Here is a 23,675-nt window from a genome sequence, read left to right as displayed (position 1 = left end):
TTTGCTTCCTCCTATAATCCCATCATTTCTTTTACAATCCGGTCGGATGCTTTTACCGCCCCAACCAGTACCAATAAGTTAAACACCAACTCTCCGATATAATTCCACACAATGGTCACTGCACTCAAAGAGGTATCCCCTACTGCAGGCGGACTGGCAGCATATACGGAAAAGATAATGCAGGCCAATGCAATGATCGCCCCTTCCAGACACACTCCGGCATAAGACTTGATAAAATTCTTTCCCACCGACTGAGAGGGTTCTCCCGCAAAGGTGGAAATAGGAATAGGCGCAATGGCAGTGTACATATACAGCTTGAACATCCTTCCATATACCGTAAGGATCATAATGAAGGACAGCACCGTAATCAAAAGGCTTCCAAGCAAGGTCACGATCCACAAGGGAATGGATTCCAGCATGCCCACCGCTTCAATCTTCTCCACAATCTCTGCCGGAAGTTCTGTCACACCCCCGTTTGTCATGCCTGACTGTGCCATGATGGTGGACACAATCCCCTGCACAATGGAAAACAGCGCTGTCATCAGTTCCATGCCATACATGATGGCGCCTTGTGCCAGAGCGAACCGGATAAAGGCTTTGAGGGCATGCTCCGGCTTCTTCATATCCGTAAAGCTGCCACAGGTCTTGACAATTCCGGCAGCAAAAAACAAGACCAACAATCCATATCCAATGGCGGTCAACGCTCCGTTGATTCCTGTGATGACACTCCAAATATCTCCCCCCTTAAAAGATTCCGGGCTTTGGGTAAGTAGTGTCCAGATTTCTGCCAGCTTCTCATTCCAGGTGTTCAGTGCAGAGTTTAGGTTCTGCACAATCCAGTTATCACTCAAACAGCTTCACCTCCTTTGCCGGGGCAGGAAGAATCTCTCCCCGCCCCTTTCCATTTCTTCCTGCTACCCAACGATCAGGTCCAGGATCTCTTTTGCGAAAGTGATGATGACGCCGCCTGCCAGCGTCAGAAACCCGTTGGCTCTCTGGCTGGGATCGTGGCTCTTGAGGCTCAAGCCTACCTGTACCACACCAAATCCCAATAAGATCAGACCGATGGCCCGTATCAGGGAAAAGATAAAGGTGGACAGGTTATTAATGACCGCCAGCGGATCTCCGGCAGCAAGCACCGGGACTGCCCCTACCGTCATGGACAGCACCAGCGCCACATAAAAGGCAAAGGGATATTTGGGTCCTTTTCCCATAAGTTTCGGTACCGTGGCATGGTTTCCTGTTTGATTCTTTGGCATTTCATTTGTTTTCTTCAATGGCATTCCTCCAATCAAAAAGACTGCTCCCCTCCGAGGATTTCCTCAGCTGAGAGCAGTTCATAATCATCCAGTCTCCTGGTATCAATGGTTACATCTTCATGGGACAGCGGTGCTTTCGCATAATCATATGGAGGCGCACCGCCATCCTCGGTATATTTCACATTCACATGCTTATGCAGATCATATTTCTCATCCAAAATGGGACGCTCCCCACGCACCAGCAGCACCGCTTTCCGGTTATCCAAAAGCCGCACTTCATCCGGGGTAAGAAGTTCCCTTCCAGACTGTTGGAAATTCACAGAATAACTTCCGCTTCTTCCCTTGGTCTGCCCGTAGGTATTGGTATCCAGCGTTTCTTTTCCCAGTAGTTCTGAGACATATTTATGCCCCTCTTTTTCATTCCCGCCCAGGTATAAAAATTCATCGCAATTTCCTATGAGACTTTCCCAGCTGTCCTTAAACAGAGCTTTCATCTGGGCGATGTTCTGAATAATGATACTGCAGGAAATTGCGCGCGACCGCATGGTTGCCAGAAGTTTGTCAAAATCATCCGGCAATGCCACATTGGGCCACTCATCCATGATGCAGTGTACCGGGATCGGCAGTTTCCCATGGTATTTCCGGTCTGCCACATAATAAAGGGTCTGGAACAGGTTACTGTAAATCATACCTACCAGATAATTGAGGCTGGTATCCGCATCCGGGATACAACAAAACAGCGCCACCTTTTTCTCCCCGATGCTGTAAAGATCCAGTTCATCGGTACAGGTTAAATTGGCAATCTGTTTTAAGTTGAACGCTGCCAAACGGACACCTACGGAAATCAGGATGGACTTGGCAGTTTTTCCAGCCGCCTGTTTGTAAATGGCATACTGCTTGACTGCAATACTTTCCGGATTGCGCATCTCCAGTCGTTCAAACAGGATATCCAAAGGCGACTGGTATTCCTCATCATCCTCTTTCACCTGGGCAGAACCTAACATTTCCATAATCATGGAGAAGTTTTGTTCCTCCGGCGGCGCTTCATGTAACAGATACAGCATCAGTGCCTGCAACAGCGCGGTTTCGCTTTTCTCCCAAAACGGATCCGAACTCTGCGCCCCCTTCGGGGTGGTGTTTCGGATCAGGTTGTTGATGAGCTTTAGCACATCCTTATCATCCCGTACATAGGCAAAAGGATTGTAACAAAAGGATGTTTCCGGGTTGATGAGATCAAACACCCGCACTTCATACCCTTCCCGCTCCAGCAGCCCTCCGGTTTTCCGCAGAAGCTCTCCCTTTGGATCGGTGATCACCATGGAACAGTTGCACTGCATGATGTTGACTACGGCGTATGCCCGGCTTTTTCCCGCGCCGGAGCCACCCACAACCAATACATTTAAATTGCGTTTGTGTTTATAACAGTCCAGCCCCATACGGAAGTTCTGGGTTAAAATGAGATTTTGGGTGTACCGCTTGTCCCGATAACGCTTGCAGATGGAAGCTGCATCGCCCCACTTGGCAGAGCCATGCTCCACCCCTCTTCGATAATTTCTCTTCTGGGAGTAATAAATACCGATGCCTAACACATAGGCGATTGTGAATGTAAACACACACCGCAGCGTGTACGGTGTATAGGTAATAGAAAATGGCTGATCCAGTTTTTCGGTCAGCACTTGTAAGATTTGTAATAAATTCGTATCCGGTTCGGTAGCACAGGCAGTGATCGCGCCTGCCCACCAGACAACGGGCAGAAACAGCAGCCATACCCAAAGGTCAGAACGTTTGCATGCTACCTCTGCAGGCTTCGCTCCTTCTTCGCTTTTTCGTCTTTTGGCACTTCGTTTGCTGGTCCGTCTACCCTATGAAAAGAATCCACACCGGGAACAATGGCAAGACTCCGCCCATTCTCCCAATGCATGTGAATCTGTCCGGCATCATCGATAAATGCTACCGTTCCCTGCAATCCCGGCGGCATCCCTGCCTCATCCATAAAGTCCAGGCAGAGCCTTGTTCCTTTCGGATACCGCTTTCGTAATTGTTCCACTTGTTTTTGATTATACATCCTCATAGACATCCCTCCCTTCTGCTACCAGAAGAAGCGCCTGCTGGTGTTTGGTTTCATGACCTTCAAGATCACGCTGTCAATGCCATCGCTGTATCTGCCCATGTCCAGATACTTGTCCCGCAGCCGATTGAGGGCATTGCGAAGTTCCCGTTGTTCCTCTATGGTGATGGGAAGCCTTTTCTCGGAAAGTTCATAGGAACGGACTTTCTGCAGCATTGCCTCTGTCGCAGGGCGAACCTTTCCCATCTGACTCTGGGCTGCTAACTCATCTTTGAGTGCCACCGTAAACATGTTTTTCATGATGTTGTCTGTTTTCAAATAGTAATCTGCCATCTTCGGCACCTCCTTTGTTACACCCAACATACCACAAGACCCCCACAATAGCTATCCCAAAGACGGAACTTCTTTCAGAACTTACCGCTCCGGCTGTTTCTCTTTTTTCTCCTTCTTCGGTGTCTGCTTTGGCGGTTCCTCAAAGGAAAAATCATCCTTCGTAAAAGTCTGCTCCTGTTCCCCGAAGTTCCGTTCCATATGGTTGCGGATGGTATAGGCTGCCTGACGCACATCATTTAAAAAGCCACGCAGTTCCTGGGGATCTTTCTGCCCATTCGCCTGCATCTCTGCCACTTTTCCAAACTGGAAACCGGACACCTCTGCTCCATACCGCTTACCAATCACATAGGCGGCGCAGTATGCCTGGGCATTGACTTTCTTCCTGACATAATTCCCATCATGCTGGTCTAATGCTGCACACGCCAGTTCCCGGTTTACTGCATGGAACGTTGTATTCTCATCCATGCCATTACGCACATAGACTGTGCGCTGTTTTGGGATATACTGTGCCTGGATGCCCTCCGGCAGATTGTCTGCGATCTGCATCCGCACTGGCTGATCCTTTAAAACTGCATGAATCAGTTCTTCCATGGAACGCTGCGGACGTTCCTCCAACGGTTTCCCACTCATCTGGCTGATGTCAAAGCCCTTACTGATGGTATAGCCTGTCCGCATCTCTCCGTCTTTTTCATATTCCGTACTGACCATATAGGTGTATCCATGCACCCCGGATTTTGGGGAACGGTTCTCTGCATTCCAGTAATCATAAGACTTTACCACGGTTGCCTGTGGATTCTGTCCGTAAATCAGCAGAAGATTGGGCGTTTTCTGGGTGTTGCACTGTGCCATAAAATCCAAGAATCCTTTTAAAGATTCTCCATTTTGGAACACTGCCTGCGCCTGGGCGTCAACCTCTGCCCACACTTCTTCCCTCTGCTGTTTTTTCATGGCTGCATACTCTTCTTTTGACAGACGCTGCTCTACCGCCTGTTCTTCCCCTGCTCCATTGGGGATCATACTCGTTAAATCCATATCGCCTTACCTGCCTTTCACTTTTTTCTTTTTTCTCTGCTGGTTTCTCGGTTTTCTCCGACTCTTCTGTGTCTGCCTGCGCTGTTTCTGCTCGGCTTCAATCTTCTTTAGTTCCTGCCGGACAGAGGGCTTGTCCCCTTTCCAGCTAGTTTCCTGCCCGGAAAAAGAAGCGCTGTTGTGCGAGGAAGGTTCGGACAGATTCTCTGCCTTCTCCGCCTGGGTAAAATTTTCCCTCGAAGGAGAAACTTCCCCTACATCAAACAAATGCTCTTCTTCATCCAGTTCAAACTCAATGGTCCCTTCCGGCAGCACCACCTTTTCGGTCTTTACCGGAAGTTCTTCTTTTGCTTCGGTTTTCTCGGTAAACTCTGCATCGATCACACGCTCTCCTTCCCGGACTGGCGCTTGTTCCACAACCGCTTCACCGGCTTCGGATTTTACAAAGTCCAGATTCATCTTGTCCAGCACCCGGTTCACCTTTGCCGCATCATCGGCAAACACCATGATCTCGGAAAACTGGGGATTCTTCTTATCCCGGATGACCACATACAACAGTCCCCTGGATTTGGCTTCCCCGGCAAACTCCCGCAGCCTGTCATGGGGAATGGTGAAAAATTTCATTGCCCGCTGTTCCTTTAACATCCGAAGCAGGTTGGTCTTTCCCCTGGTCTTTTTCTGGTCCTTCATCACCGCAACGATCAGCACCGCCAGATTCTTTGCAACGCTCCCGCTGATCCGTAACGTGTGTTCCATGCCTTCCATGGAATACCGGACGATCTGATCTGCCGCATCACCGCCATAGTTCATACGCTCTCACCTCCTTACCGCTTCCGTTCTTCTTCCCTTCGTTGTTTCCCAGACGATTCCTGTACCTTCTCCTGTTCCTTTGTCCGTTTTAACCTCTCTTCCATCTCTTTCGACTGGATCTCGATCTGCTGGCTTAAACGGATCTTCTTCCGAAGTTCTTTTAATTCCCCGTTGATCTCCTGAAGGCGCATACTTCTCGGTTCTTTTCGGTATAGCATTCTTCTCTCCTTCATCAAGGAAAGTACCTGTTCCTCCAAAGGTTTCCGGTATGCTACCAGCTCTTCCCTGGTGTTGATCCCTTCTTTTTGCAAAAACTCCATCTGCCGGATGCGCAGATCCAGTTTTCGGATATCGGCACGGACCGCATAAGAAATCCGTTTCGGCTTCTGCTGAAGCACTCCCATCCGATACAGATAAGAAAAATACAGCTTTTGAAGTCCGGTAAGTTTCCTCTTTGGAAACTGCACCTGTGTGTTTCCATACACCTGCTGGATCTTTGGACGCAGGATCTTCTCCCAGATCTCTGCCTCCCCATAGCCCTTTCCCAAGGAACGCAGACGGACATACCTCTCCATATCCGGCGTCTTTAATGCCGGATACTTCCGGTTCAGCTTCCAGGTATAGCCCCGCTTCTCCATTTCTTTTATAAACTGACTCCAGGAAAAGCTCACGCCAATGGCATCCCGGATATCCATGCGGATGGCAGTCCTCCAGGTAGGCTTCCCTTCTGCTTCTGCTTTCCACTGGGCATAATGCATGGCTTTTCCCTGATTCGTCTGGATCACCGAAAGACCATATTTTCTGCATAATTGGTCGGAAATCTGACGTACCTCGGTAAAATAACTTTTGGCATTGCTGTGGTATTTTCTCCCATCTACCATACTCACTGAATTCCACACCAGATGATTATGGTAATGCTTCGTATTCAAGTGAGTAGTGATCACGACCTCATACTGCCCTTTCAAAAGCTGCTCTGCCAGTTCCTGTCCAATAAGATGTGCCAGTTCCGGAGATACTTCCCCTTCCGCAAAACTCTGTACCAAATGGTATCCCTGTACCCCTTCTTTTTTATGGAAACGCTCTTTTGTCTTTACCATGTCCACATAGGCATTCTCACAGGTACACCCAATGGCATCTTCAAAAATGGTCTGTTCCGTCTTTTCCCGGTTTAATGCATAATCAATGGCTTCTTCCAGGGATCCGGCACTCTTGGTTGTCTTTGCCCGGTCTTTCACATATTCAATGGAACGGTCCAGGCGGTGGACGGGGAGAACGCTGGTATATGCCATCTACCATTCCTCTTTCACCAGACGCCAGGTCTCTTTTGAAATCCGGAGCATTTCCTGTATGCTGGCTTCCCCTGCCCTCCCTGTTCCATTGGCGACATGAGCCAGCTGGTTCGCATTGTTGCAAAGCCCCGCGATTTTTCGAAGAAGTTCTGCGTGATGCTCACAGGGCTTTGTCTGCAGTTGTGCACCTAAGATCAGAGAACGTAAAAATTCCTCCCTGCTTAGTCCACTCTTTGCTACCTGCCCATCCAGATGGCGAAGTTCTTTCGCATTCAGACGGACAGGAACTACATGGTTTCGTTTTCTCATTCAACCACCTACCTTTTCTTCTTTTCTGCTGTCTCTAAGGGATACACCTGAATTCCCCTGCGTTCCATCTGCCAGAGGAATTCCCCGATCTCCCAGACCTGCCCATTCACATCTACCTGCTTTTCATCCACAAAGCGGCAAAGCCCAATCTCTTTCGTTCCGTCCTCTGCCATCATGCAAAGACTTTCCCCATCCAAAAGGATGAACCGCTTTGTCCCTTCCATATCTCGGAACTGGATCTGTTTTGGTTCTCCCTGTTTCTGTCTGCGTATCCGCATCTGCTCCATCTGCTGATCTTCTCTCTTTCCGGCAACCACACAGCACATCAGTCCAATGCCAAAGGCTGCACCTGCCATTGCCCCAAGAGCCATTCCTGCAAAAAACATTTCACTTCTCTCCTTTCTCGACTGCCGGGGGATTGGGGTTCTCCCCAAAGTGCGTTTGGATATCCAAACGCTATGCTTGCAAAACCAGTTCCATCGATTCCAATCGACTCTTCCTTATAAAATCGATTACGATTCATTTTCTTTGATCTTGATCAAACCATCCAGTGTGGTGCAGATGATATGCAGTCGGTCAGCAGTGCTGATATCTGTATTCATCGTTCCGGTCACTTCTTTTCCACAGACCACCACCATCCGGCACCGTTTTAAGATCAAGTGGGACATCCGGTTATATGCCTGCTGATCCTCCGCTTCCCCTTCATCCAAAAATGGCAGAAACCCAAACCTCGGACAAATCGGTACATACCCCAGTTCATAAATCTTCCGGCAGTATCTCTGCACTTTTACCCTGCTTTCTTCTGCCGGACAGCACACATACGCCATCGCCTGTTCCATCGCCTCACTCCTTTCCTGCATCCATGTGGATGCACCTTTCTTCTTCTGAAATAAATTTGGACATCCATGTGGATGCCCTTGCTATTTCTCGCCTTCTTCTTTTTCCTTTGCTTCCAGTGCAAACTTCACCCGGTCACTTCCCAGCTTATAATAAGCATCCGTTACCTCGATGCCCACTGCCTCATATCCTTCCTCTACGGCTGCAAGGATGGTTGTCCCAGCTCCGGCAAAGGGGTCTAAGATCCTTCCACCTGGCTCGCAAATCTGGATCACATCTTTCATAAGCTGCAAAGGCTTCTCTGTCACATGGATACGGTTCTGGGGATTTCCATAGCGGAACACACCGGGAAGACAGGACACCGGACGGCTGATAGGCATCGGTCCGTTACTGCCCCACACAATATATTCAGCCTGCTGGCGGAAACGTCCCTTCTGCGGACGAGAGTTTCCTTTATCCCACACCGCTGTACCTCTCCAGATCCAACCTGCCCACTGAAGGGCATCGGTAATGGACGGGTATTGTCTCCAGTCAATAAAAAGACAGATAGGAGCTCCGATCTTGCAGGCTTTCCGCACATCGTAAAGCCACTCTGCCATCCAGTGTGTCCAGGAACGCTGATCCTTGTTATCCCCATCAAAATCCGGCAAGGCATTTTCAGCCTTCATACTGCTGTATTTCTGATTGGTAGTACGGTTTCTTTCATTCTGCTTCGTTCCCCCGGACGCATACGGCGGATCGGTGATCACTGCATCAAAAATTCCCGGCTGAAATGCCTTCACCAGTTTCAGCGTATCTCCATGCAGGATTGTCCACTTCTCCCCTCCGGTATATTCCTCTGGGTATGTTCCTTCTTTCAATAAGTTCCCTAACTGCAGGGTATTCTCCATAGGCATCATCCTTTCTTATCAGCGCTTTGGCTGTTTCTTATCTTTTTTATCGGTTTCTGCTATTTTTTCTTCCCATATCTTTTATGATATGGCAAAAGCGAACTTCATCGGCATTCTTCCTTCCCACGTTTCTTTGGCGGCTTGGTGGCTTTCTGAAAATCTTCACTCAATTCCGTCTCTACATATTCACTGATGATATAAAGAGCCTGATAATAGTTCTCTGATTTTTGGACACGTGCAATCATTTCTTTTGCCTCTTGTCTCTGCCCATTTGCCTGAAGCAGTTTATTTGCCCTTGCCAGAATAGAAAACACATTTCCATCCTGTCCCACAAGCTGCATCTTCGGACGTCTCATTTCCGTTTCCTTCTGTTGATAATCGGGATCACTGATCTGAATTTCATAGTCACCGCTCTGCCAAAAATGAACATAGATTTCTCCATCTCCGACTTGGATTTCCTGCTGTTCAAACCCTTCTCCCCATCCGTCACTATACTGCCCGGTAACATATTCATACAGTTCTTCTGTTTCCGGCTGTTCTAAAAATGTAGTCAATTCCAAAGTAGTACATCCATACAAAACACCCTCTTTTTGTTTCACTGAAGGGATTGCACTGATCACTTTCTCTTTGATGGCTGCACTGCCATCAAAATAATCCATTAAATTGCAGGGCTTTCCTTCCTCATTTCCAATGGCATTATATTTTTCGATTGCTTCTTTGATCTCCGATTCATACTGTGACAAGTCTGTTCCTTCCAATGGCAGTCCCTCATAAACATCGTACTCGTATTCCCCCTCTTCCCACTGCCTTTCCAATTCTCTGGACGTGAAATTCCCTGTCAGTGGTGTCAACAATTCTATTTTTATGGTATCTTCCATTCGCTTCACCTCCCACGTTCTCTTCGATGTTTCTGCTGTTTTTCCCACGCCTGCTTTGCCAGGTCGCCATAATCAGCACCCTCTATTGGGGGCAGATTGCAGAAAACAGCATATTCTTTTTCATAACGCTCTTTTAGCTGTTCACACGCCCATCGTCCGGCAAAATCATGATCGGTGCAGATCTCTATCTCCGTCACCTCCGGATGCTGTTTCAAAAAATGTTCCAATGCATCTGGTATTTTCATCTTTCTGACGTTCTGCCCGGTTCCTTCCTTCGGTGCAGTGACACCGCCCAAAGACAATCGGTATTTATCCGCATTCCCTTCCAGTGTCATATGAGCCAGGGCATCAATACAGGCTTCATATACTGCCACCCGGCAGCTTTTCCCAAGGGGCGGAACACAAAAGCTGTATTGTTTTTCACTGCCTTCCTGTTCCATCCGGAAACTCTTTCCCCGATTGTCATAGATTCCCCGCAGGAACGCATACCTTGCATGTCCCTGTTCATCCATGCCAACAAAAACAGCGTTATGATAGGGGGCACTCTCATACAGGATTCCGAGCTGCACACAGTAATCCAGTACCTCATCCCGGATTCCCCTTTGGTTCAAATATCTCCGCACCCGGTAAAAATTATCATTGGGCAGGGGCAGGGCAAAGGGCTTCTTTTTAGGCGCTGGTTCTGCTCTGGGAACATACACAGGCGTCTGCTCACACAAGATCTTTACGGCTTCCGTATATCCCATGCCATCTACCTGCATCAAAAACCGGAGGGCAGACATTCCACCGATATCCCTGGATTTCCAATGCCATTTACTGGTGATCTCATTGATCTTAAAACTGTCATGGTCCTGAAGCTGCCATTCGTTTCTTGTCCTTGTCTTTTTCAGCCTTCCCGGTTGGTATGTCTGCAAATACTCATATGCCCGCACCTGCTTGGCTGCCTGATACTCTTCTTCCGTAACCCAAGCCATCAGATCACCGTATTACGGAGCTGTTCTACCTTATCGGTGCGCTCCCATGGCAGTTCCTTTCTTCCAAAATGTCCAAAGGCTGCTGTCTGTCGGAAAATAGGACGGGTAAGGCGCAGCGTATCTACGATCTGCTTTGGTGTCAGTCCAAACACCAAAGGGATCGCCATTTCCAGACAGTCATCCGCACACACTTTTCCTGTGCCAAACGTATCTACCTGAACCATAACAGGCTGGGCAACACCTATGGCGTAGGCAAGGGAAACCTGACATCTGCTGGCAAGTCCGGCTGCGACCATATTTTTTGCAATATACCTTGCCATATATGCCCCAGAACGGTCCACTTTTGAACAATCCTTTCCGGAAAATGCCCCACCGCCATGGGGAACCATGCTGCCATAACTGTCTACCATCAACTTTCTCCCAGTCAGTCCCGTATCTGCCTCCATGCCTCCGCAGACAAAACGTCCGGATGGATTGATAAGTATCTTTGTATCTTCATCCGGTGGAAGAAAACGAAGTGCCGGAAGAAGCACCTTTTTTCGGATCTCTGCTTCCAGTTTCTTCAGATTCTTATCTTCCATATGCTGACAGGATACAACCACACTATCCAGACGGACAGGCTTCCCATCCTCATACTCTACCGTCACCTGTGCTTTCCCATCCGGGCAGATCCCTTCAATATAGCTGCTTCTTCTACAGGCAGACAGTTCCCGGACAATCCTATTTGCAAGCACCACAGGCATAGGCATAAGCTGCGGCGTCTCATCACAGGCATATCCGATCATGACGCCCTGATCCCCGGCACCTTGAAACCAATCCATTTGATTGTCAGACACCCCTTCCCTTTTTTCTTTGGATTCCCTGACCGCATTGGTAATGTCCGGACTCTGCTGATGGACAAACGTATTCATGGCAACTCCTTCGCTGGAATATCCCACCTCAGACAATACTTTTTTGATTACACCAAACACATCCGGTTCATAGGCGCTGGTGATCTCTCCTGCCACAATGACAGTTCCCTTCGTGGCAAGCACCTCACAAGCCACCTTAGAATTCGCATCATTTTTCAGACACACATCCAGGATTGCATCTGCGATCTGGTCGCACACTTTGTCTGGATGCCCTTCAGTTACTGCTTCTGCTGTATAAAATTTTCTCTCTTTCATGCAAAAAAAGCAGGATACCTTCCTTTTTACGGGAACATATCCTGCCTGATGTTTTGTCTCTATTTTTCTGTTATCACAAATTTTTCCAAAGAAAAACTCCCCAGATAAAACTGGGGAGCCTCCAGAAGCTATACCTTGCGGTCCTACGGCTTCGTTTAAACATTTATAAAGCACCCACTGTATCTTGATTGCTCAAGTGTGGGACTTAATCATAGTATCTCTGTTCCTCTTTATTATATGCAACTGCCTTCTCTTTGTCAACAAATTTTTAGCAGTCACATTTTTACAGGTTGTATGCTCTTTTGAATTTTCCTTTTACAAGATTAAAATCTTCCGGTGTTAAAGTCCCAATACATCCTCGGTTCGCATCCAGCCTTGACTTACTAACTGCACGTATCTCTTCACATTGAATCATACTGTCTTTATCCAAAAATTCATAAGTATGCATAGACGCTGGTATCGTTCTTCCCGGAATGACTTGTTTTTCTTCATCTTCTGTATCAGAATATAACAAAAACCATGAATCCTGAATTGGTAGACATCGTGCATTTACCTTTCCTTTTGCATCGGTAATACATACCACTACCACTTTTTCGGAATTATTGATTTTATTATTAGACATCACCAATACCGGACGCATTTTATTCTTTTCCGTTCCTACGTTATAGCCTAAATCACAAAACCATATTTGTCCATGTAAAACCTGTCTGTGCTTATTCGTATTAAATTTTGATATCCGATTGTAATTTACTTTATCCTTTGTCCAACTGGCAATATTATAATATTCCTGTGCTTCTTGATTCATTCGTATCACCTACTCATATTTGATAAGATTCATTATAATTCGCCTCATGTGTATCTTCAACTATTTTTTAGACTTTCCAACGAGTTTCCATGCCACAAAAAGTCCTCTCTCATCTATCCCTTAATAACGAAAAGACCCCCGTAGGAGTCTCCCCGGACTACGGGCTTCGCAAGTTTCCGTAGTGCGATCACTAGGCATAGTGTAATCGCTTCTGACACACTTGTCAAGAACAAATGCTTCTGTATTTCACATATCGGCTTTGGCTATCATACAGATTAATGTTTCACTTCTGACAGAAATTCTTCCTCTGTGATACCAACAATCCGAGAACACAATTCCACAGATACTCCATACTCTTTATAAAATCCCAATGCAGTTGCTCTTTTTGCAAAGTCTGTTGCTTGTTCTATTGTTTGCTTTGTATCGTACAATACTTCTTTGGGTATCTCGATGACAACCTGCATGCTCTTCCCCCTTTCACCTTTATCTGACTTCATATCTCTGTCGAAATTCTGTAAAAGCCTCCGATGCTTCCCGCACTCTTCCTCTTTCCATATCCTTATATCCTGCTTCCAGCTTCTGATGAATCTCTTCCACAGTCATGAGATCGGCATTAATAGCACCGTTCATTTTCTGCATTCCATCGAAACCCATACACTCTGTTTTTTCTTTCTGATTCATGGAACACCTCCCTGTCTTTCTGAAATGATTGTAACGCTTTTTCAGACAAATGAACAGAGCTTTTCTATTTTTAAATACTTCTTGAAAATATATTTCAGATAACTGGACGCTACATCCAGATAGCTGCAAAAGTTCCCATCTTTGAACACATTCCGACACTACACCTGTCCACGTTCCGTTGCACATCCCGCAACCTTGAACACTTTTAGGTTATCGTTCTGTCTTTTGCTTGCAGTTGCGTCTCACATTCCGCACTTTTCGGGTACTTTCAAACACTCCCCGGAATATACGGTTCGGGAAAGCCACCAAAGAGCTGGAAAAGCACCTGCCTTTGAACACTTCCCAATATTACAAGATGCCACGACCTGTTGCACATCCCTTAACTTCGAACACTTTTCGTTCCGCATCGCCACTTCCCGTTGCACCTTGTCTCACATTCTGCACTTTTCGGGTACTTTTGAACACTTCCGGCAGGAGAGTGATCCAGAGTACCCCATGATACATCCAGAGAGCTGAAGAAAGTACCCATCTTTGAACACTTTTCACCTTTCAGGTTCTGCTTTTACTGCCACAAGGATGTTCCGGGCCTCCTTCCACTCATAAGAACAGGTTACCAGCGTCAGGGTTGTCTCACAACCTGCACCAGCTACCCCTGTTTCAAACAGCGACAGCGCTTTCGCCTGCGCTACATAAGCCTCCAATTCCTTCGGAATGTGAAAAGATGCCTGCTGGAAGTCGAACATGGACACATCAGCTTTCAATACTGCCGCTATCTGGTACTCTTCCATGCCTTCCGGCGTCTGAAAGAACACCCTTGGATGTGCTTTCCAGTAATCATAGGCGGCGTACCGGTCCAGATTCCCGAACATCGCCCCGCTGTTCATGTTGTGACCGTAAATGGTCAGATTCTTTGATTCTCCCAAAATACAGTCTGCCTGGAGGAACAAACTCCCATTGATGTCGTAGTTTCCCCGGTAATCCCTCCGCAGATAATACTCCGGCTCTTCCCGGCTGCTCTGCATGACCGGATAATCGATCCCAACCTCTGGGATCGTAAGCCAGCCACGAACACCCGGATACCGGCGCTGGAGGGATTGAAGGTCAACGGCAGACACTTCCGGTTCTCTTCCAGCCTGTTCCTCTTTCTCTCCTGGAGAGCCCCCGCCCCGAGGGATGTCCTCCGGGAAGCAGGTTTTTAACTCTTCCACCAGTTCTCGGTTCTGCCGGGGAATCGCCACATAATCATGATAAATTAGTGCCGCACTGAGGATACAGACAGCACACAAGACTGCCTGCAGCATCCACAGCTTATTCTTCTTTTTTCGCTTCATCTGCTTTTTTATGTCTCTTCTTATAGAGCATGGTTGCCATGAGTCCGGCTGCTGATACACCTAAAAGTGCAAACAGAAGGATTGGTTTCCAGTGGTCATCTCCTGTCTGCGGTACACCCGGAGTTTCCAGTGTCCTTGCATCCTTCATTTCCACCTTCTGGACTTCCATGGTATCTTCCAGTGTAAACTTCACATCTTCTGCGATCTCATAGCCTTCCGGCGCTGTGATCTCACGCAGGATCAATTCTTCCCCTACCGGAAGTTTCTCTACCAGATGCGGTTTGCCATCTGTTACCCACTCTTCCAAAACTTCACCATCCTTATTTAAGATCTGAAGCTTGGCTCCTTCCAGTTCCTTTCCGGTGGTGAGGTCTGTTTTGGAGATTTCCACTTTGGAATAGGTATCCTTCATTTCCACCTTGGTCACACTGCCATCTTCCTTTACTTCAAACTCAATATCTTCCGCAGACACATACCCTTCTGCATAAGGCGGCAGTTCTTCATGGAGCGTATATGTTCCCTCTGGCAGTCCATAGACTACGTGCGGTTCTTTTGTGCTGATCCACTCCTCTACAATGTTGCCATCCTGGTCGATGATCTGAAGCTTCACCCCTTCCAGTTCTTCCCCGGTTGTGGCATCGGTTTTTGTAAACTGGCTTTTCGTTGGCTGATTTTCCACTTCTTTTGTCAGCTTGATTTCTGCAAGGTTCTGGTCTGTGTAAGAGGCATCGATCTCCCAGATTTCCTCATTTGGAAGATACCCCGGCTTTCTCACTTCCTCTTTCACATAATATTTTCCATGATAGAGGTCGCTGTCAAAGGTAAGCTGTCCCTTCTCATCCGTTGCTTTCTTCTCCAGCAGCGTGTCCTTTTCTACAAGAACCTCACCCTGCTGGGAGAGGATATCTTCTTTTGCATACAATCCAAAGATCACGCCTTCCAGCTTCTCTTCTGTGACTGCATCCTTCTTTTCTACAGAAATGGAAATCTTCTGTCGCTCATTTTTATAAGCAACCCCTTCATAAACCACTGCCTGAGTATCATCCTCTGCGGTCAGGGTAAATTCTTTCTGTTCCGGGTTCAATACGAAATGGTCGCCTGCTATGGTTTCTTTCAGATAATAAGAGCCCAATGGAAGATTGTTCACCACTGCTTTTCCTTCCTTATCTGTGACCAAAGTTGCCACCAGATCGTCTTTTTCATAACGGATGACCGGATTGCCCTGCTCATCCTTTGCTCCGTCCGGGGAATAAATGGTGTCCTTGGCATACAGTTCAAAGGTTGCCCCTTCCACACCGGATTCTTCATAGACAAAATCATGGAACACTCCGGTATCGGTATCCTCTCCGGTCACTGCATCTTTGATCTTTCCTGCCAGTCTCTTTGCCTTTGCAAGCAGGGAATCCCCCTTCACTTCCACTGGCTGTTCTCCGGTTTTGGTCAGTGTCAGGCTGCCCACCTGCTCATCGTTTGGCTGCCAGGCTTCCACGATGACTGCCCCGGTATCGGGATCGATCTGATGGGCGGTATCGGAAGAAACCGTGATCACAATTCCCTCTTTTGGGTTCTCTTTGTAACTGCCTTTTCCGGTCACTTCCAATGGAGAAATTATTGTTTCCCCTTCATACAAGGAACTCTCATATCCCTGTCTTACAAACCCTTCCGGTGCTTTTACTTCTTCAATCCGGTAAGTAGAACATTTCAATTCTTCCGGTGTTACCAGATAGCCTTCCTCATTGGTCTTAAAAACGCTGATGGTCTCTTTCTTCGGATAGAATACCGTCTGCTCTACATATTCCTCTTTTTCCATGTCAAAGATTTTATAGGAAGCGCCTGCTTTTAAAACCGGATTGCCTGTCTGTGCATCCTTTTTCACGATCTTTAACAAAAACTCAAATGGACGGTCATCGAAGATCCTCCATACCATCGGTTCTCTGCTGTCCTCATCAACCTTCACCAAAAACGGATCGATGGCTTTCAAGTTCTCCGGTACAGTGCTTTCCTCTACCACATAAAGACCATACGGAAGCTCCGGACTGAGGGCATATCCTTTTTTATCTGTAATAAGCTCCGATACCGGGACAGCCTTGCCATCCACATAGGTCACTGCCACCTCTTCCTTACTGAAATCATAACCTCGGAAATCTTCCGCAGTAAGCTGCTCGCCATTGGATGGCTGTAGTTCCCCACTCTTTACTTTGGACAGGTTGCTGACTAAATACACTTTAAATCCTGCCCCTTCCACAAGGTCTGTTTCTGTCTGGTCTCCATCTTCGCTGATCTTGATCAGCTGGAACGCCTGCTTTTTCACCTGTTCCTGTACCGTCAGGTCCCTGGTTACCTCTGCCACTTCCTGTCCTTCGTAAGCAAGGTCCACCTCATACTCTATTGGATCTACCGTATAGCCTTCCGGCGGAGTGATCTCTTTCACATACATTTTTCCCAGATACAATTCGGAAAAATCTAAGGTACCATCCTCCTTGATCACGCCCTGTGCGATGAGGCTGTCTTTTTTGAACAGAACCCCCGTCTTTCCATCCGGGTGGACGATATCCTCTCTGGCATACAGACCATACACAGCCCCGGCAAGGGAACTATCCCCCTGGGGAAGAAAGGCCTGTGTCTCCTTATCGAACTTTTGGATATGGACAGCGCCTCGTACCCTCTCATCAGTTGCTGAGATGGTGACCGTCTTTCCGGCTTCCACATCCACCTTATGGATCACATCACTCTGTGCATACTTGTCCGGAGCCTTAATCTCTTTCACATATACTGTTTTGATGGCTACCTCAAAATAATCACTGACTGCTTTTCCCTCTTCCCCAGTGACTGGCATTTCCATCAAAAGATGCTCACACTTGCTGTCTGTATAAATGCCATACACTGCACCGTCTAAAGGATTCTTGGTATCCGCATCCTGTTTGAAAAGCTCGATCCTTGTCATCTCCAGCCAGTCTACCGTAAAACTTACTGGATTGGCTTTCTCCGATTCAAAGACTCCAATGTCCTGATTGCTGTTTCCTGTGGATAATATCAGTGTTCTCCAGGTTTCCCCTACAGAACCATGCAGCTCCCCGGAGGAATATTTTCCAGTATGAAGCATTGGGGCAGTCAAATAAAAGGTATCCCCGCCATAGATCTTCAGCGCACCATTCTCTGCGGAAGTTCCCTTTGTCTTGTTATAAATGGTGATGTCTTTTGGTACATGGACTGAAATGTAGTTTCGGTGATCCCCGGACAATGTGATATCCGGTGTTTTCTGTACATTTCCATTTCGGACTGCTTTTACAGAAGTCTTGGAAAGAGAAATTTCTCCCTTCGACGGCTCTTCCATAGCAAACAGGTGGTCAATATAGGCGATCACGCCTACGTTTACCAGGTCTTCATACTTACATCCTGTAAATCCTGCCTCACCTGCATAGGCATAGCTGGCTGCGATGTGGGTATATACATATTTCTCTTCTGCACTTTTCCCGGACAGATAACTACCTGTAATATCCCCGGCACCGCCATAACCATAATACAGCACCTTCTGCAAGTTCTTATTGCTGTCCAGTACCTGTGCCACATAGTCACCACTCGGCGGTGAGAAACGATGGGATTCCAGACAGTAAGCGATCTTTCCATTGACCGTAAACCAGCAGGTTAAGTAATTTCCAATATAACTTGGATAGTAGATGGTCTCTCCTTTTTCCAGATGTACGGTTTCCCTTGCTCGGAAAGTATTTTCCGCACCGGAAAGCATCATCACTTCCCCATCCTCAATCTTTTCTTCCAGTTCCCTTGCTGCCTGTGCATCCGCATCTTCCCCGGATACCGTCACTTCCACATCCGGGATTTCCTGCACAGGCGTCTCCGAATCTTCTTCAGAATTCGTATCCTCCTTCTGTTTCTGACCGCCATTTTCTTCTGTATGAGCCTGCCCTTCCGTATCCGTCAGGATGATCTTTCTGCTCACAGAATAGCTGTCACGCGCATCCTTTGGCACAACCCAGTAGGTTGCGATATAAGTTCCTTCCTGGTCAGGATGGTAGCTCCCTCCATCTTCCGCTTCAATACGCTCTAACGTAACATCCTCTTTTTCCGGATTGTAATGGATGCCTTCCATACAAGTCTCTACCATAAAATCCTTGTCGGAAATATCTTTCGTGATATCTTCTGCTGTTACCAAATGTTTCGCAGCTTCTGAAACTTCCTCTGTCTGTTCCGTTTCAGATATTTCTGCGCTCTCCGTCACTGGCTCTGACGGATTTTTTGTTTCTGCCGCATGGACATCCGCTAAGTTCCCAAGCGGACTAAGCCCCATAAGCAGTGCGAGCCCAAAAGCTGCAAGTCTTGTTTTGATATTTCTGCTCTTCATTGCATTCTCCTTTTTTCGTTAAAAATACCGCAGAGGCTTTCCCCTGTGGCTTTGTTATCTACTGACTTCTGTTTTCTTGTGACTGGCTTTTTGCTTTCCCACTTCCTGTCTGGTACGCTTTAGCGCATCGGTCACAGATCGGCTGGAAATCCCATTCTGATGGCAGCCTTCCACGATCCCCATAAAATAAAGATCCGAGGGGATGGCAGGCTGATCCTTATAGGGTGCATTCATGGTATATGCCATGACTTCCCGTTTCACACCATCCTTTCCCTGAACAAAAACAGGCTCCTTCCCATACAGGTGGGGATACCCTTCATAAAAGTCCAGGCTTTTTTCACACTCCGGTGTGATCTTCCAAAGCACCCCTTCCACCTGGCTGCCCTCTTCCGGCAAAATAGTGGCAACACCGCATCCTTTTCCCCTGCCACAAAAGGTCAGGCGGTATCCCTCCAGCTTGACATTCTCCACTACGGAAGCTGCCGGACAGCGGTACGCCATCTGGTCTAAGTTCATGTTGCTGCCATAGGCAAAATAATAGGTTTCTTTCATCTCTTACCTCCTAACGGGCATCCTCTGCCCGATGATTTCGATTCAAACATTCATAGGTACTGCGGTCATATCTCCATGCTCTGTCACCCTCCAGATTGGCAAGCAGATGTTCCCGGACATTCTTATATTCCGGTCCAATGAGTCCCAGCCGCAATAAAAAAGTACGGAAGGTAAATGCCGGATTCTCTGTAATCTCCGTTTTCCGCATCTGGGTACATTTCTGATTGATGGCCTGGGCAGAGATGGCAAGAGCCAAAGTGATATTTGCCCGCACTTTTCCTGCATGGAGGGTACTCTCAAAACATCTCCACTCCAAAGTTCCTTTGGAAAATACTGCATGAAGGTTCAACGCATAGTACCGGGTGCTGTCATAATGACTATTGCTTCCGTCCCTGCCCTCATACCATACCCGTTTCAACTTTTCCATGGAAATGGTGTTGTTTGGCATCCGGCGGATCTTCTCCAGCACAATAGGGCGTACCTTCTGGCAATACTCCTGTTCTCTTGATGTCTGTACCTTCAATGCCTTGAACAGGATATCCTCTTTGGAATACATAATGGTCATAGCATTTTTGAGGCTTCTTGGAGTATGGTTAGAAGCGTCCACATGCACATGCTGCCCGCAAGATGCATTTACCTTCGCCCCATGATGCCTGAGACACCGCACCACTTCCTGCAGCTTTCCCATTTCTCCATAGGACAATTTCGGACTGACCATTTCGGTGCTGTATTCACTTCCAGCACGAACCATGCGTCCACGCTCCCTGCGTTCCGTATAAATGCTTCCATCATACATGAACTTCCATTTCTTTCCTTCCTGATCTGTCACAGACCAGACCCCATAATATCCACCGTCGCAAACTGCCCTTGTTCCAAACAGTTCTGCTACTTTCTCCGCAGCCCTCTGCCTGGTGATCCCTGTCATCTCAATCTCTGTACCGAAATATTGATCCTGAATTCCAATTGCCATACTGCCTTACCTCTTTGTCTTTTCATCCTCTGCCCGGATTTCTGCATCTGCCTGCCGAAGAAGCGTTCCGATGGCTTCGATCACGTTGACGGTCACTCCATTTCCGGCCTGTTTATACAGCTGGCTGTCCGAAGTCTCCTGTTCTATGCGGTCAATCTGCCAATCATAAAAACCCTGCAGCCGCAGACACTCCCTTGGCACCAGCCTCCGGATTCTGCCCCGATAGGCAACTCCATGCCGGTCTGTGGCAGTAATAGTGAACATCGGCTCTTCCGGCTCCTTCATCCTCCGGCCATTCTGCCGGGTTTCTTCTCTTCCCGGAGTCAGAACTGCCCTGGCACCTTCCTCTTTTAAGACACCAGAGCATTCCCCTTTATGATTATGGATGCCGGACTGTCTGGTATTCAGACACCTGCACTGCTCTGTGACAAGAGGTGGCACAGACAGATCCACAAAATGAAGCGTTCCCTGCTGGATTCCTGTAGTAAGGGTATGGGCGATCTGATGCCCCACACGCCCTCTTCTGGTATTCATGCCTGCATATCCTAAGTCAATGCTGTCTCCCGGATACGCCATCTTATATCCCTGCTTGGTATTCTCCTTGATGGGAATACCCATCTCATACAATCCAGTTTTTCCACCCATACCGCCTGCCAGCGATGTCAAAGTACAGCTTAATCCTTCCGGGCTGTACACTCTTTTCCCCTGGCTGCCTGTTCGGATTTGTATAAGAGACGTTCCATTTGCTGCTGGGAAAGGTAATATTTTTCCGGCACATCTTCGATCAAGATATCCGACAAGATACACCCGTTTTCTGGATTGGGGGACTCCAAAATCCTTGCTGTTAAGCACTTTCCATTCCACACCGTACCCCAGCTCAGATAACGTACTGAGGATGGTGTGAAACGTCCTGCCTTTGTCATGCGAAAGCAGTCCGGGAACATTTTCAAGGATGAAATACGCAGGTCGCTTGTCTGCAACCAGTCTGGCAATCTCGAAGAACAGAGTTCCTCTGGCATCTGCAAATCCTTCCCGCTTTCCGGCGATAGAGAATGCCTGGCAAGGAAATCCTGCACACAAAAGATCAAAGTCCGGCATTCGTTCAGTTTCGATTGTTCTTGCGTCATTGCAAAACCACTCCCCTTCTGTGTCGAACAGCAATCGGTAGTTCTTATCCGCATAAGCATCCACCTCGCAGTGTCCCACACAGGTAAAACCGCCTGCACGTCTTAACCCTTCCCGGAATCCCCCGATTCCGCTGAATAAATCAAAAAATCGAATGGTTGCGGCTATCAACCTCCTTTGCTGAAAAAAAGCAGGCGGCATGGTTTTTCTCCCACACCGCCTGCTGGTTTTATAGTTCTATGTGTTTGGCATTATGCGATCTCTTCGGTTTCTTCCAGATTATCTATTTCTTCCGGCTGTTCCAGTTCCTGCCATTTGGCTTCTACCTCTTCCACCGCTTTTTCGATGATGCGGATGATAAAATCTTTCTGTTTGATGCCTTCCTTTGTGACTGCCCATTTGACTCTCTGGAATAATTCCTCTGTGACCTGTACTGCTAATGTTCTTTTTTCCATGCTTTCTTCTCCTTTGCCTTCCAGCCTGTTAAAGTGTTCTTCGATCACCTGCCGGATAAAGATCTGTGTACTTGTTTCCTTTTCTTCGATCTCGGCTCGTACCTTCTCATGTAATTCCACCGGGATCTTTCCGCATATGTTCTTCATCTCTGCCATAAGCGCTTTCCCCTTTCGTTTTGTTATACACAACATACTCCCAAATTTGAAAGAAAGCTATTCACAATACCCACTAAAGAAACCATGTCAAATGTATGCAAAACCAAAGCATATCCAACAATGCCATGCTTTCCTTGCCCATAGGCCTCACCCCCTTTACTCCTGCTCCATCTGAAATAAAAAATCCAGCATCTGACCGGGAATTTCTTCCTTTTCCTGTGCTGGCGTCCGTTCCACATCGCCACATTTTAACTCTTCCCGAACAGCCTCCTGAATGAGTCTTTTTAATGTTTCTCTCTCTTCTTGTTCCAGAATCACATCCACCAGATACTGATTCCTCTGCCCTGCCGGAATTTCCATCAAAAGCTGCCACGCTTTTTCATGTTCCGGGTTCTTAAGGTTTGGGCGGAAGGAAAAGACCGGGCGGCTCACAGCGTCCTCATCTGCCCCACAATCCGTTCATATCCGGCAGCGTTGGCATGGATATCCGTCAGGTAAATCGGACGGCACAGGCGGTCCTGCTCGCTTACACGATGTTTAAAAATAGCAGCACCGCCTCCCATGAAAACGGAAGGAACTGCCCGCAGGTCAAAGCCTGCCTCGGTGATCGCAGACAGGATTTTTTCAATATAAAGCCTGCCCTGCCTCTCAATCAAAGACACCACTTCCGCAGGCATGCTGCTGGGTTTTCCATGTAAGACACGCTCGATCTGCGTCTCCGTTACCGACAGCCCTGTATTTCTCCTTACCTGTTCCCTGATCTCATCCATACAGCGGATGACCCCCAGTTCCAGGCTTCTACAGGTAGCTGCGTTAGGAACAGCATTATCAAGCCGCATCAAGTCCACCGTCCAACCTCCGATATCCACAAGAAGCACAGAAGGCTCATCTTTTAAATACTCTGGATAAAGAGCCAGGGCTGAATATCCCTGGGGGAACAGTTTCACATCCTCAATCTGGATCTCATAGCGTTCCCCTTCGTAGAAAAAACGGATTGGCTGTTCCTTCCGAAACAGATACTCCTTGAATTTCTGTTTTTCCCTTCCAAACCCGGTAAGGGGAAGTCCGGCTGCAAGAACAACCTTCGCTGTCCTTTCCCCCTTTCGCTTTCGGATCTCCTGTGCCAGTGCTGCCAGCGTCAACAGATAATAATTGTCGTTGGCGGTCTTGTCCTTTACTAATGTCTGTCTCCCAGTCCCACACACATAATATTCTCCCCTGTACTGGAGTACATTCTGCATGGTATAGGGTTCATACTCATACCGGATGATCCCTGTGGAGAAACACACCTGCTTTGTTTTAATGGCGTAATATCCATGATCGATTCCGATAATCATTGCTTACCACTCCCTTCTTTTCTATTCTATGTTAAGTTTCCGGTGAAAGAGCCCTTGCCCC

General features: G+C 47.6%; 27 protein-coding genes. All 27 read right to left on the bottom strand.

The window, feature by feature from the left end; all coding sequences use genetic code 11:
• Positions 1 to 11: 11 nt before the first annotated feature.
• A complete protein-coding gene (locus OCV72_RS15065; protein WP_044961796.1) occupies positions 12 to 851 on the bottom strand; it encodes a VirB6/TrbL-like conjugal transfer protein, CD1112 family in 840 nt (279 codons plus the stop codon).
• A gap of 63 nt (positions 852 to 914) precedes the next feature.
• A complete protein-coding gene (locus tag OCV72_RS15060; RefSeq protein WP_055056439.1) occupies positions 915 to 1,283 on the bottom strand; it encodes a hypothetical protein in 369 nt (122 codons plus the stop codon).
• Positions 1,284 to 1,291: 8 nt separating this feature from the next.
• On the bottom strand, positions 1,292 to 3,022 hold the full coding sequence (locus tag OCV72_RS15055; protein ID WP_416795056.1) for a VirD4-like conjugal transfer protein, CD1115 family: 1,731 nt from the start codon (positions 3,020 to 3,022) through the stop codon (positions 1,292 to 1,294).
• A gap of 29 nt (positions 3,023 to 3,051) precedes the next feature.
• Positions 3,052 to 3,330 carry a DUF4314 domain-containing protein gene (locus tag OCV72_RS15050; RefSeq protein WP_055056425.1) on the bottom strand — a complete coding sequence of 93 codons (279 nt, stop codon included), beginning with the start codon at positions 3,328 to 3,330 and terminating at the stop codon, positions 3,052 to 3,054.
• Positions 3,331 to 3,348: 18 nt separating this feature from the next.
• Positions 3,349 to 3,690: a hypothetical protein gene (locus tag OCV72_RS15045; RefSeq protein ID WP_242859275.1), complete on the bottom strand. Its 342-nt coding sequence runs from the start codon at positions 3,688 to 3,690 to the stop codon at positions 3,349 to 3,351.
• 51 nt (positions 3,691 to 3,741) lie between these two features.
• Positions 3,742 to 4,692: an ArdC-like ssDNA-binding domain-containing protein gene (locus OCV72_RS15040; RefSeq protein ID WP_055056423.1), complete on the bottom strand. Its 951-nt coding sequence runs from the start codon at positions 4,690 to 4,692 to the stop codon at positions 3,742 to 3,744.
• 6 nt (positions 4,693 to 4,698) lie between these two features.
• Positions 4,699 to 5,499, bottom strand: a complete 801-nt coding sequence (locus tag OCV72_RS15035; RefSeq protein WP_055056422.1) for a PcfB family protein — start codon at positions 5,497 to 5,499, stop codon at positions 4,699 to 4,701.
• Between the two features lie 14 nt (positions 5,500 to 5,513).
• Positions 5,514 to 6,788 (bottom strand): relaxase/mobilization nuclease domain-containing protein, encoded by a 1,275-nt coding sequence (locus OCV72_RS15030; RefSeq protein ID WP_009248014.1) that lies wholly within the window; start codon positions 6,786 to 6,788, stop codon positions 5,514 to 5,516.
• Complete coding sequence (locus OCV72_RS15025) at positions 6,789 to 7,097, bottom strand: plasmid mobilization protein (RefSeq protein ID WP_009248015.1); 309 nt, start codon at positions 7,095 to 7,097, stop codon at positions 6,789 to 6,791.
• An 8-nt stretch (positions 7,098 to 7,105) separates the two neighbouring features.
• Entirely contained in the window at positions 7,106 to 7,483 is a 378-nt protein-coding gene (locus tag OCV72_RS15020; RefSeq protein ID WP_009248016.1) for a hypothetical protein, read from the bottom strand.
• 126 nt (positions 7,484 to 7,609) lie between these two features.
• A complete protein-coding gene (locus OCV72_RS15015; RefSeq protein ID WP_009268837.1) occupies positions 7,610 to 7,936 on the bottom strand; it encodes a DUF7768 domain-containing protein in 327 nt (108 codons plus the stop codon).
• Between the two features lie 81 nt (positions 7,937 to 8,017).
• Positions 8,018 to 8,824 (bottom strand): DNA-methyltransferase, encoded by an 807-nt coding sequence (locus tag OCV72_RS15010; protein WP_330376629.1) that lies wholly within the window; start codon positions 8,822 to 8,824, stop codon positions 8,018 to 8,020.
• A 104-nt stretch (positions 8,825 to 8,928) separates the two neighbouring features.
• Positions 8,929 to 9,702 carry a hypothetical protein gene (locus OCV72_RS15005; protein WP_055056420.1) on the bottom strand — a complete coding sequence of 258 codons (774 nt, stop codon included), beginning with the start codon at positions 9,700 to 9,702 and terminating at the stop codon, positions 8,929 to 8,931.
• A gap of 5 nt (positions 9,703 to 9,707) precedes the next feature.
• Positions 9,708 to 10,676, bottom strand: coding sequence for a DUF3991 and TOPRIM domain-containing protein (locus OCV72_RS15000; protein ID WP_055056419.1), 969 nt, complete (start codon positions 10,674 to 10,676; stop codon positions 9,708 to 9,710).
• Positions 10,676 to 11,842 carry a methionine adenosyltransferase gene (gene metK, locus OCV72_RS14995; RefSeq protein ID WP_055284625.1) on the bottom strand — a complete coding sequence of 389 codons (1,167 nt, stop codon included), beginning with the start codon at positions 11,840 to 11,842 and terminating at the stop codon, positions 10,676 to 10,678. The genes OCV72_RS15000 and metK overlap by 1 nt, the downstream gene beginning before the upstream one ends.
• Positions 11,843 to 12,125: 283 nt before the next feature.
• Positions 12,126 to 12,647 carry a type II toxin-antitoxin system PemK/MazF family toxin gene (locus OCV72_RS14990; protein ID WP_004848409.1) on the bottom strand — a complete coding sequence of 174 codons (522 nt, stop codon included), beginning with the start codon at positions 12,645 to 12,647 and terminating at the stop codon, positions 12,126 to 12,128.
• Between the two features lie 275 nt (positions 12,648 to 12,922).
• Complete coding sequence (locus OCV72_RS14985) at positions 12,923 to 13,111, bottom strand: UPF0175 family protein (protein WP_044998333.1); 189 nt, start codon at positions 13,109 to 13,111, stop codon at positions 12,923 to 12,925.
• 19 nt (positions 13,112 to 13,130) lie between these two features.
• Positions 13,131 to 13,328: a hypothetical protein gene (locus OCV72_RS14980; protein WP_044998327.1), complete on the bottom strand. Its 198-nt coding sequence runs from the start codon at positions 13,326 to 13,328 to the stop codon at positions 13,131 to 13,133.
• 348 nt (positions 13,329 to 13,676) lie between these two features.
• Positions 13,677 to 13,874 carry a hypothetical protein gene (locus OCV72_RS14975; RefSeq protein WP_044998325.1) on the bottom strand — a complete coding sequence of 66 codons (198 nt, stop codon included), beginning with the start codon at positions 13,872 to 13,874 and terminating at the stop codon, positions 13,677 to 13,679.
• Positions 13,871 to 14,659 (bottom strand): class B sortase, encoded by a 789-nt coding sequence (locus tag OCV72_RS14970; RefSeq protein ID WP_055284623.1) that lies wholly within the window; start codon positions 14,657 to 14,659, stop codon positions 13,871 to 13,873. The genes OCV72_RS14975 and OCV72_RS14970 overlap by 4 nt, the downstream gene beginning before the upstream one ends.
• Positions 14,637 to 19,019 carry a SpaA isopeptide-forming pilin-related protein gene (locus tag OCV72_RS14965; protein WP_055056417.1) on the bottom strand — a complete coding sequence of 1,461 codons (4,383 nt, stop codon included), beginning with the start codon at positions 19,017 to 19,019 and terminating at the stop codon, positions 14,637 to 14,639. The genes OCV72_RS14970 and OCV72_RS14965 overlap by 23 nt, the downstream gene beginning before the upstream one ends.
• 54 nt (positions 19,020 to 19,073) lie before the next feature.
• Positions 19,074 to 19,571, bottom strand: coding sequence for a gamma-glutamylcyclotransferase family protein (locus OCV72_RS14960; protein ID WP_055056416.1), 498 nt, complete (start codon positions 19,569 to 19,571; stop codon positions 19,074 to 19,076).
• 10 nt (positions 19,572 to 19,581) lie between these two features.
• Complete coding sequence (locus tag OCV72_RS14955; protein ID WP_004848397.1) at positions 19,582 to 20,541, bottom strand: amidoligase family protein; 960 nt, start codon at positions 20,539 to 20,541, stop codon at positions 19,582 to 19,584.
• Positions 20,542 to 20,547: 6 nt separating this feature from the next.
• On the bottom strand, positions 20,548 to 21,867 hold the full coding sequence (gene dcm, locus OCV72_RS14950) for a DNA (cytosine-5-)-methyltransferase (RefSeq protein WP_004848393.1): 1,320 nt from the start codon (positions 21,865 to 21,867) through the stop codon (positions 20,548 to 20,550).
• A 50-nt stretch (positions 21,868 to 21,917) separates the two neighbouring features.
• The gene (locus OCV72_RS14945; RefSeq protein WP_044998323.1) at positions 21,918 to 22,277 is read right to left on the bottom strand and encodes a hypothetical protein; all 360 of its coding nucleotides are present in this window, start codon (positions 22,275 to 22,277) and stop codon (positions 21,918 to 21,920) included.
• A gap of 156 nt (positions 22,278 to 22,433) precedes the next feature.
• Complete coding sequence (locus OCV72_RS14940) at positions 22,434 to 22,709, bottom strand: hypothetical protein (RefSeq protein WP_018593901.1); 276 nt, start codon at positions 22,707 to 22,709, stop codon at positions 22,434 to 22,436.
• A complete protein-coding gene (locus tag OCV72_RS14935; protein WP_055056415.1) occupies positions 22,706 to 23,614 on the bottom strand; it encodes a ParM/StbA family protein in 909 nt (302 codons plus the stop codon). Before OCV72_RS14935 ends, OCV72_RS14940 begins: the two co-directional genes overlap by 4 nt.
• Positions 23,615 to 23,675 lie beyond the last annotated feature (61 nt).

The sequence above is a fragment of the Dorea amylophila genome (assembly GCF_025567265.1).
Taxonomy (GTDB): domain Bacteria; phylum Bacillota; class Clostridia; order Lachnospirales; family Lachnospiraceae; genus Dorea_A; species Dorea_A amylophila.
This window is presented reverse-complemented; position numbering and strand designations above follow the sequence as displayed.

Bases quoted from the DNA above. Each gene is read 5' to 3' on its own strand.
- OCV72_RS15060 (WP_055056439.1), bottom strand. From the start codon at position 1,283: ATGCCATTGAAGAAAACAAATGAAATGCCAAAGAATCAAACAGGAAAC.
- OCV72_RS15050 (WP_055056425.1), bottom strand. From the start codon at position 3,330: ATGAGGATGTATAATCAAAAACAAGTGGAACAATTACGAAAGCGGTAT.
- OCV72_RS15045 (WP_242859275.1), bottom strand. From the start codon at position 3,690: ATGTTGGGTGTAACAAAGGAGGTGCCGAAGATGGCAGATTACTATTTG.
- OCV72_RS15040 (WP_055056423.1), bottom strand. From the start codon at position 4,692: ATGGATTTAACGAGTATGATCCCCAATGGAGCAGGGGAAGAACAGGCG.
- OCV72_RS15035 (WP_055056422.1), bottom strand. From the start codon at position 5,499: ATGAACTATGGCGGTGATGCGGCAGATCAGATCGTCCGGTATTCCATG.
- OCV72_RS15030 (WP_009248014.1), bottom strand. From the start codon at position 6,788: ATGGCATATACCAGCGTTCTCCCCGTCCACCGCCTGGACCGTTCCATT.
- OCV72_RS15025 (WP_009248015.1), bottom strand. From the start codon at position 7,097: ATGAGAAAACGAAACCATGTAGTTCCTGTCCGTCTGAATGCGAAAGAA.
- OCV72_RS15020 (WP_009248016.1), bottom strand. From the start codon at position 7,483: ATGTTTTTTGCAGGAATGGCTCTTGGGGCAATGGCAGGTGCAGCCTTT.
- OCV72_RS15015 (WP_009268837.1), bottom strand. From the start codon at position 7,936: ATGGAACAGGCGATGGCGTATGTGTGCTGTCCGGCAGAAGAAAGCAGG.
- OCV72_RS15010 (WP_330376629.1), bottom strand. From the start codon at position 8,824: ATGGAGAATACCCTGCAGTTAGGGAACTTATTGAAAGAAGGAACATAC.
- OCV72_RS15005 (WP_055056420.1), bottom strand. From the start codon at position 9,702: ATGGAAGATACCATAAAAATAGAATTGTTGACACCACTGACAGGGAAT.
- OCV72_RS15000 (WP_055056419.1), bottom strand. From the start codon at position 10,676: ATGGCTTGGGTTACGGAAGAAGAGTATCAGGCAGCCAAGCAGGTGCGG.
- metK (WP_055284625.1), bottom strand. From the start codon at position 11,842: ATGAAAGAGAGAAAATTTTATACAGCAGAAGCAGTAACTGAAGGGCAT.
- OCV72_RS14990 (WP_004848409.1), bottom strand. From the start codon at position 12,647: ATGAATCAAGAAGCACAGGAATATTATAATATTGCCAGTTGGACAAAG.
- OCV72_RS14985 (WP_044998333.1), bottom strand. From the start codon at position 13,111: ATGCAGGTTGTCATCGAGATACCCAAAGAAGTATTGTACGATACAAAG.
- OCV72_RS14980 (WP_044998327.1), bottom strand. From the start codon at position 13,328: ATGAATCAGAAAGAAAAAACAGAGTGTATGGGTTTCGATGGAATGCAG.
- OCV72_RS14970 (WP_055284623.1), bottom strand. From the start codon at position 14,659: ATGAAGCGAAAAAAGAAGAATAAGCTGTGGATGCTGCAGGCAGTCTTG.
- OCV72_RS14965 (WP_055056417.1), bottom strand. From the start codon at position 19,019: ATGAAGAGCAGAAATATCAAAACAAGACTTGCAGCTTTTGGGCTCGCA.
- OCV72_RS14960 (WP_055056416.1), bottom strand. From the start codon at position 19,571: ATGAAAGAAACCTATTATTTTGCCTATGGCAGCAACATGAACTTAGAC.
- OCV72_RS14955 (WP_004848397.1), bottom strand. From the start codon at position 20,541: ATGGCAATTGGAATTCAGGATCAATATTTCGGTACAGAGATTGAGATG.
- dcm (WP_004848393.1), bottom strand. From the start codon at position 21,867: ATGCCGCCTGCTTTTTTTCAGCAAAGGAGGTTGATAGCCGCAACCATT.
- OCV72_RS14945 (WP_044998323.1), bottom strand. From the start codon at position 22,277: ATGGCAGAGATGAAGAACATATGCGGAAAGATCCCGGTGGAATTACAT.
- OCV72_RS14935 (WP_055056415.1), bottom strand. From the start codon at position 23,614: ATGATTATCGGAATCGATCATGGATATTACGCCATTAAAACAAAGCAG.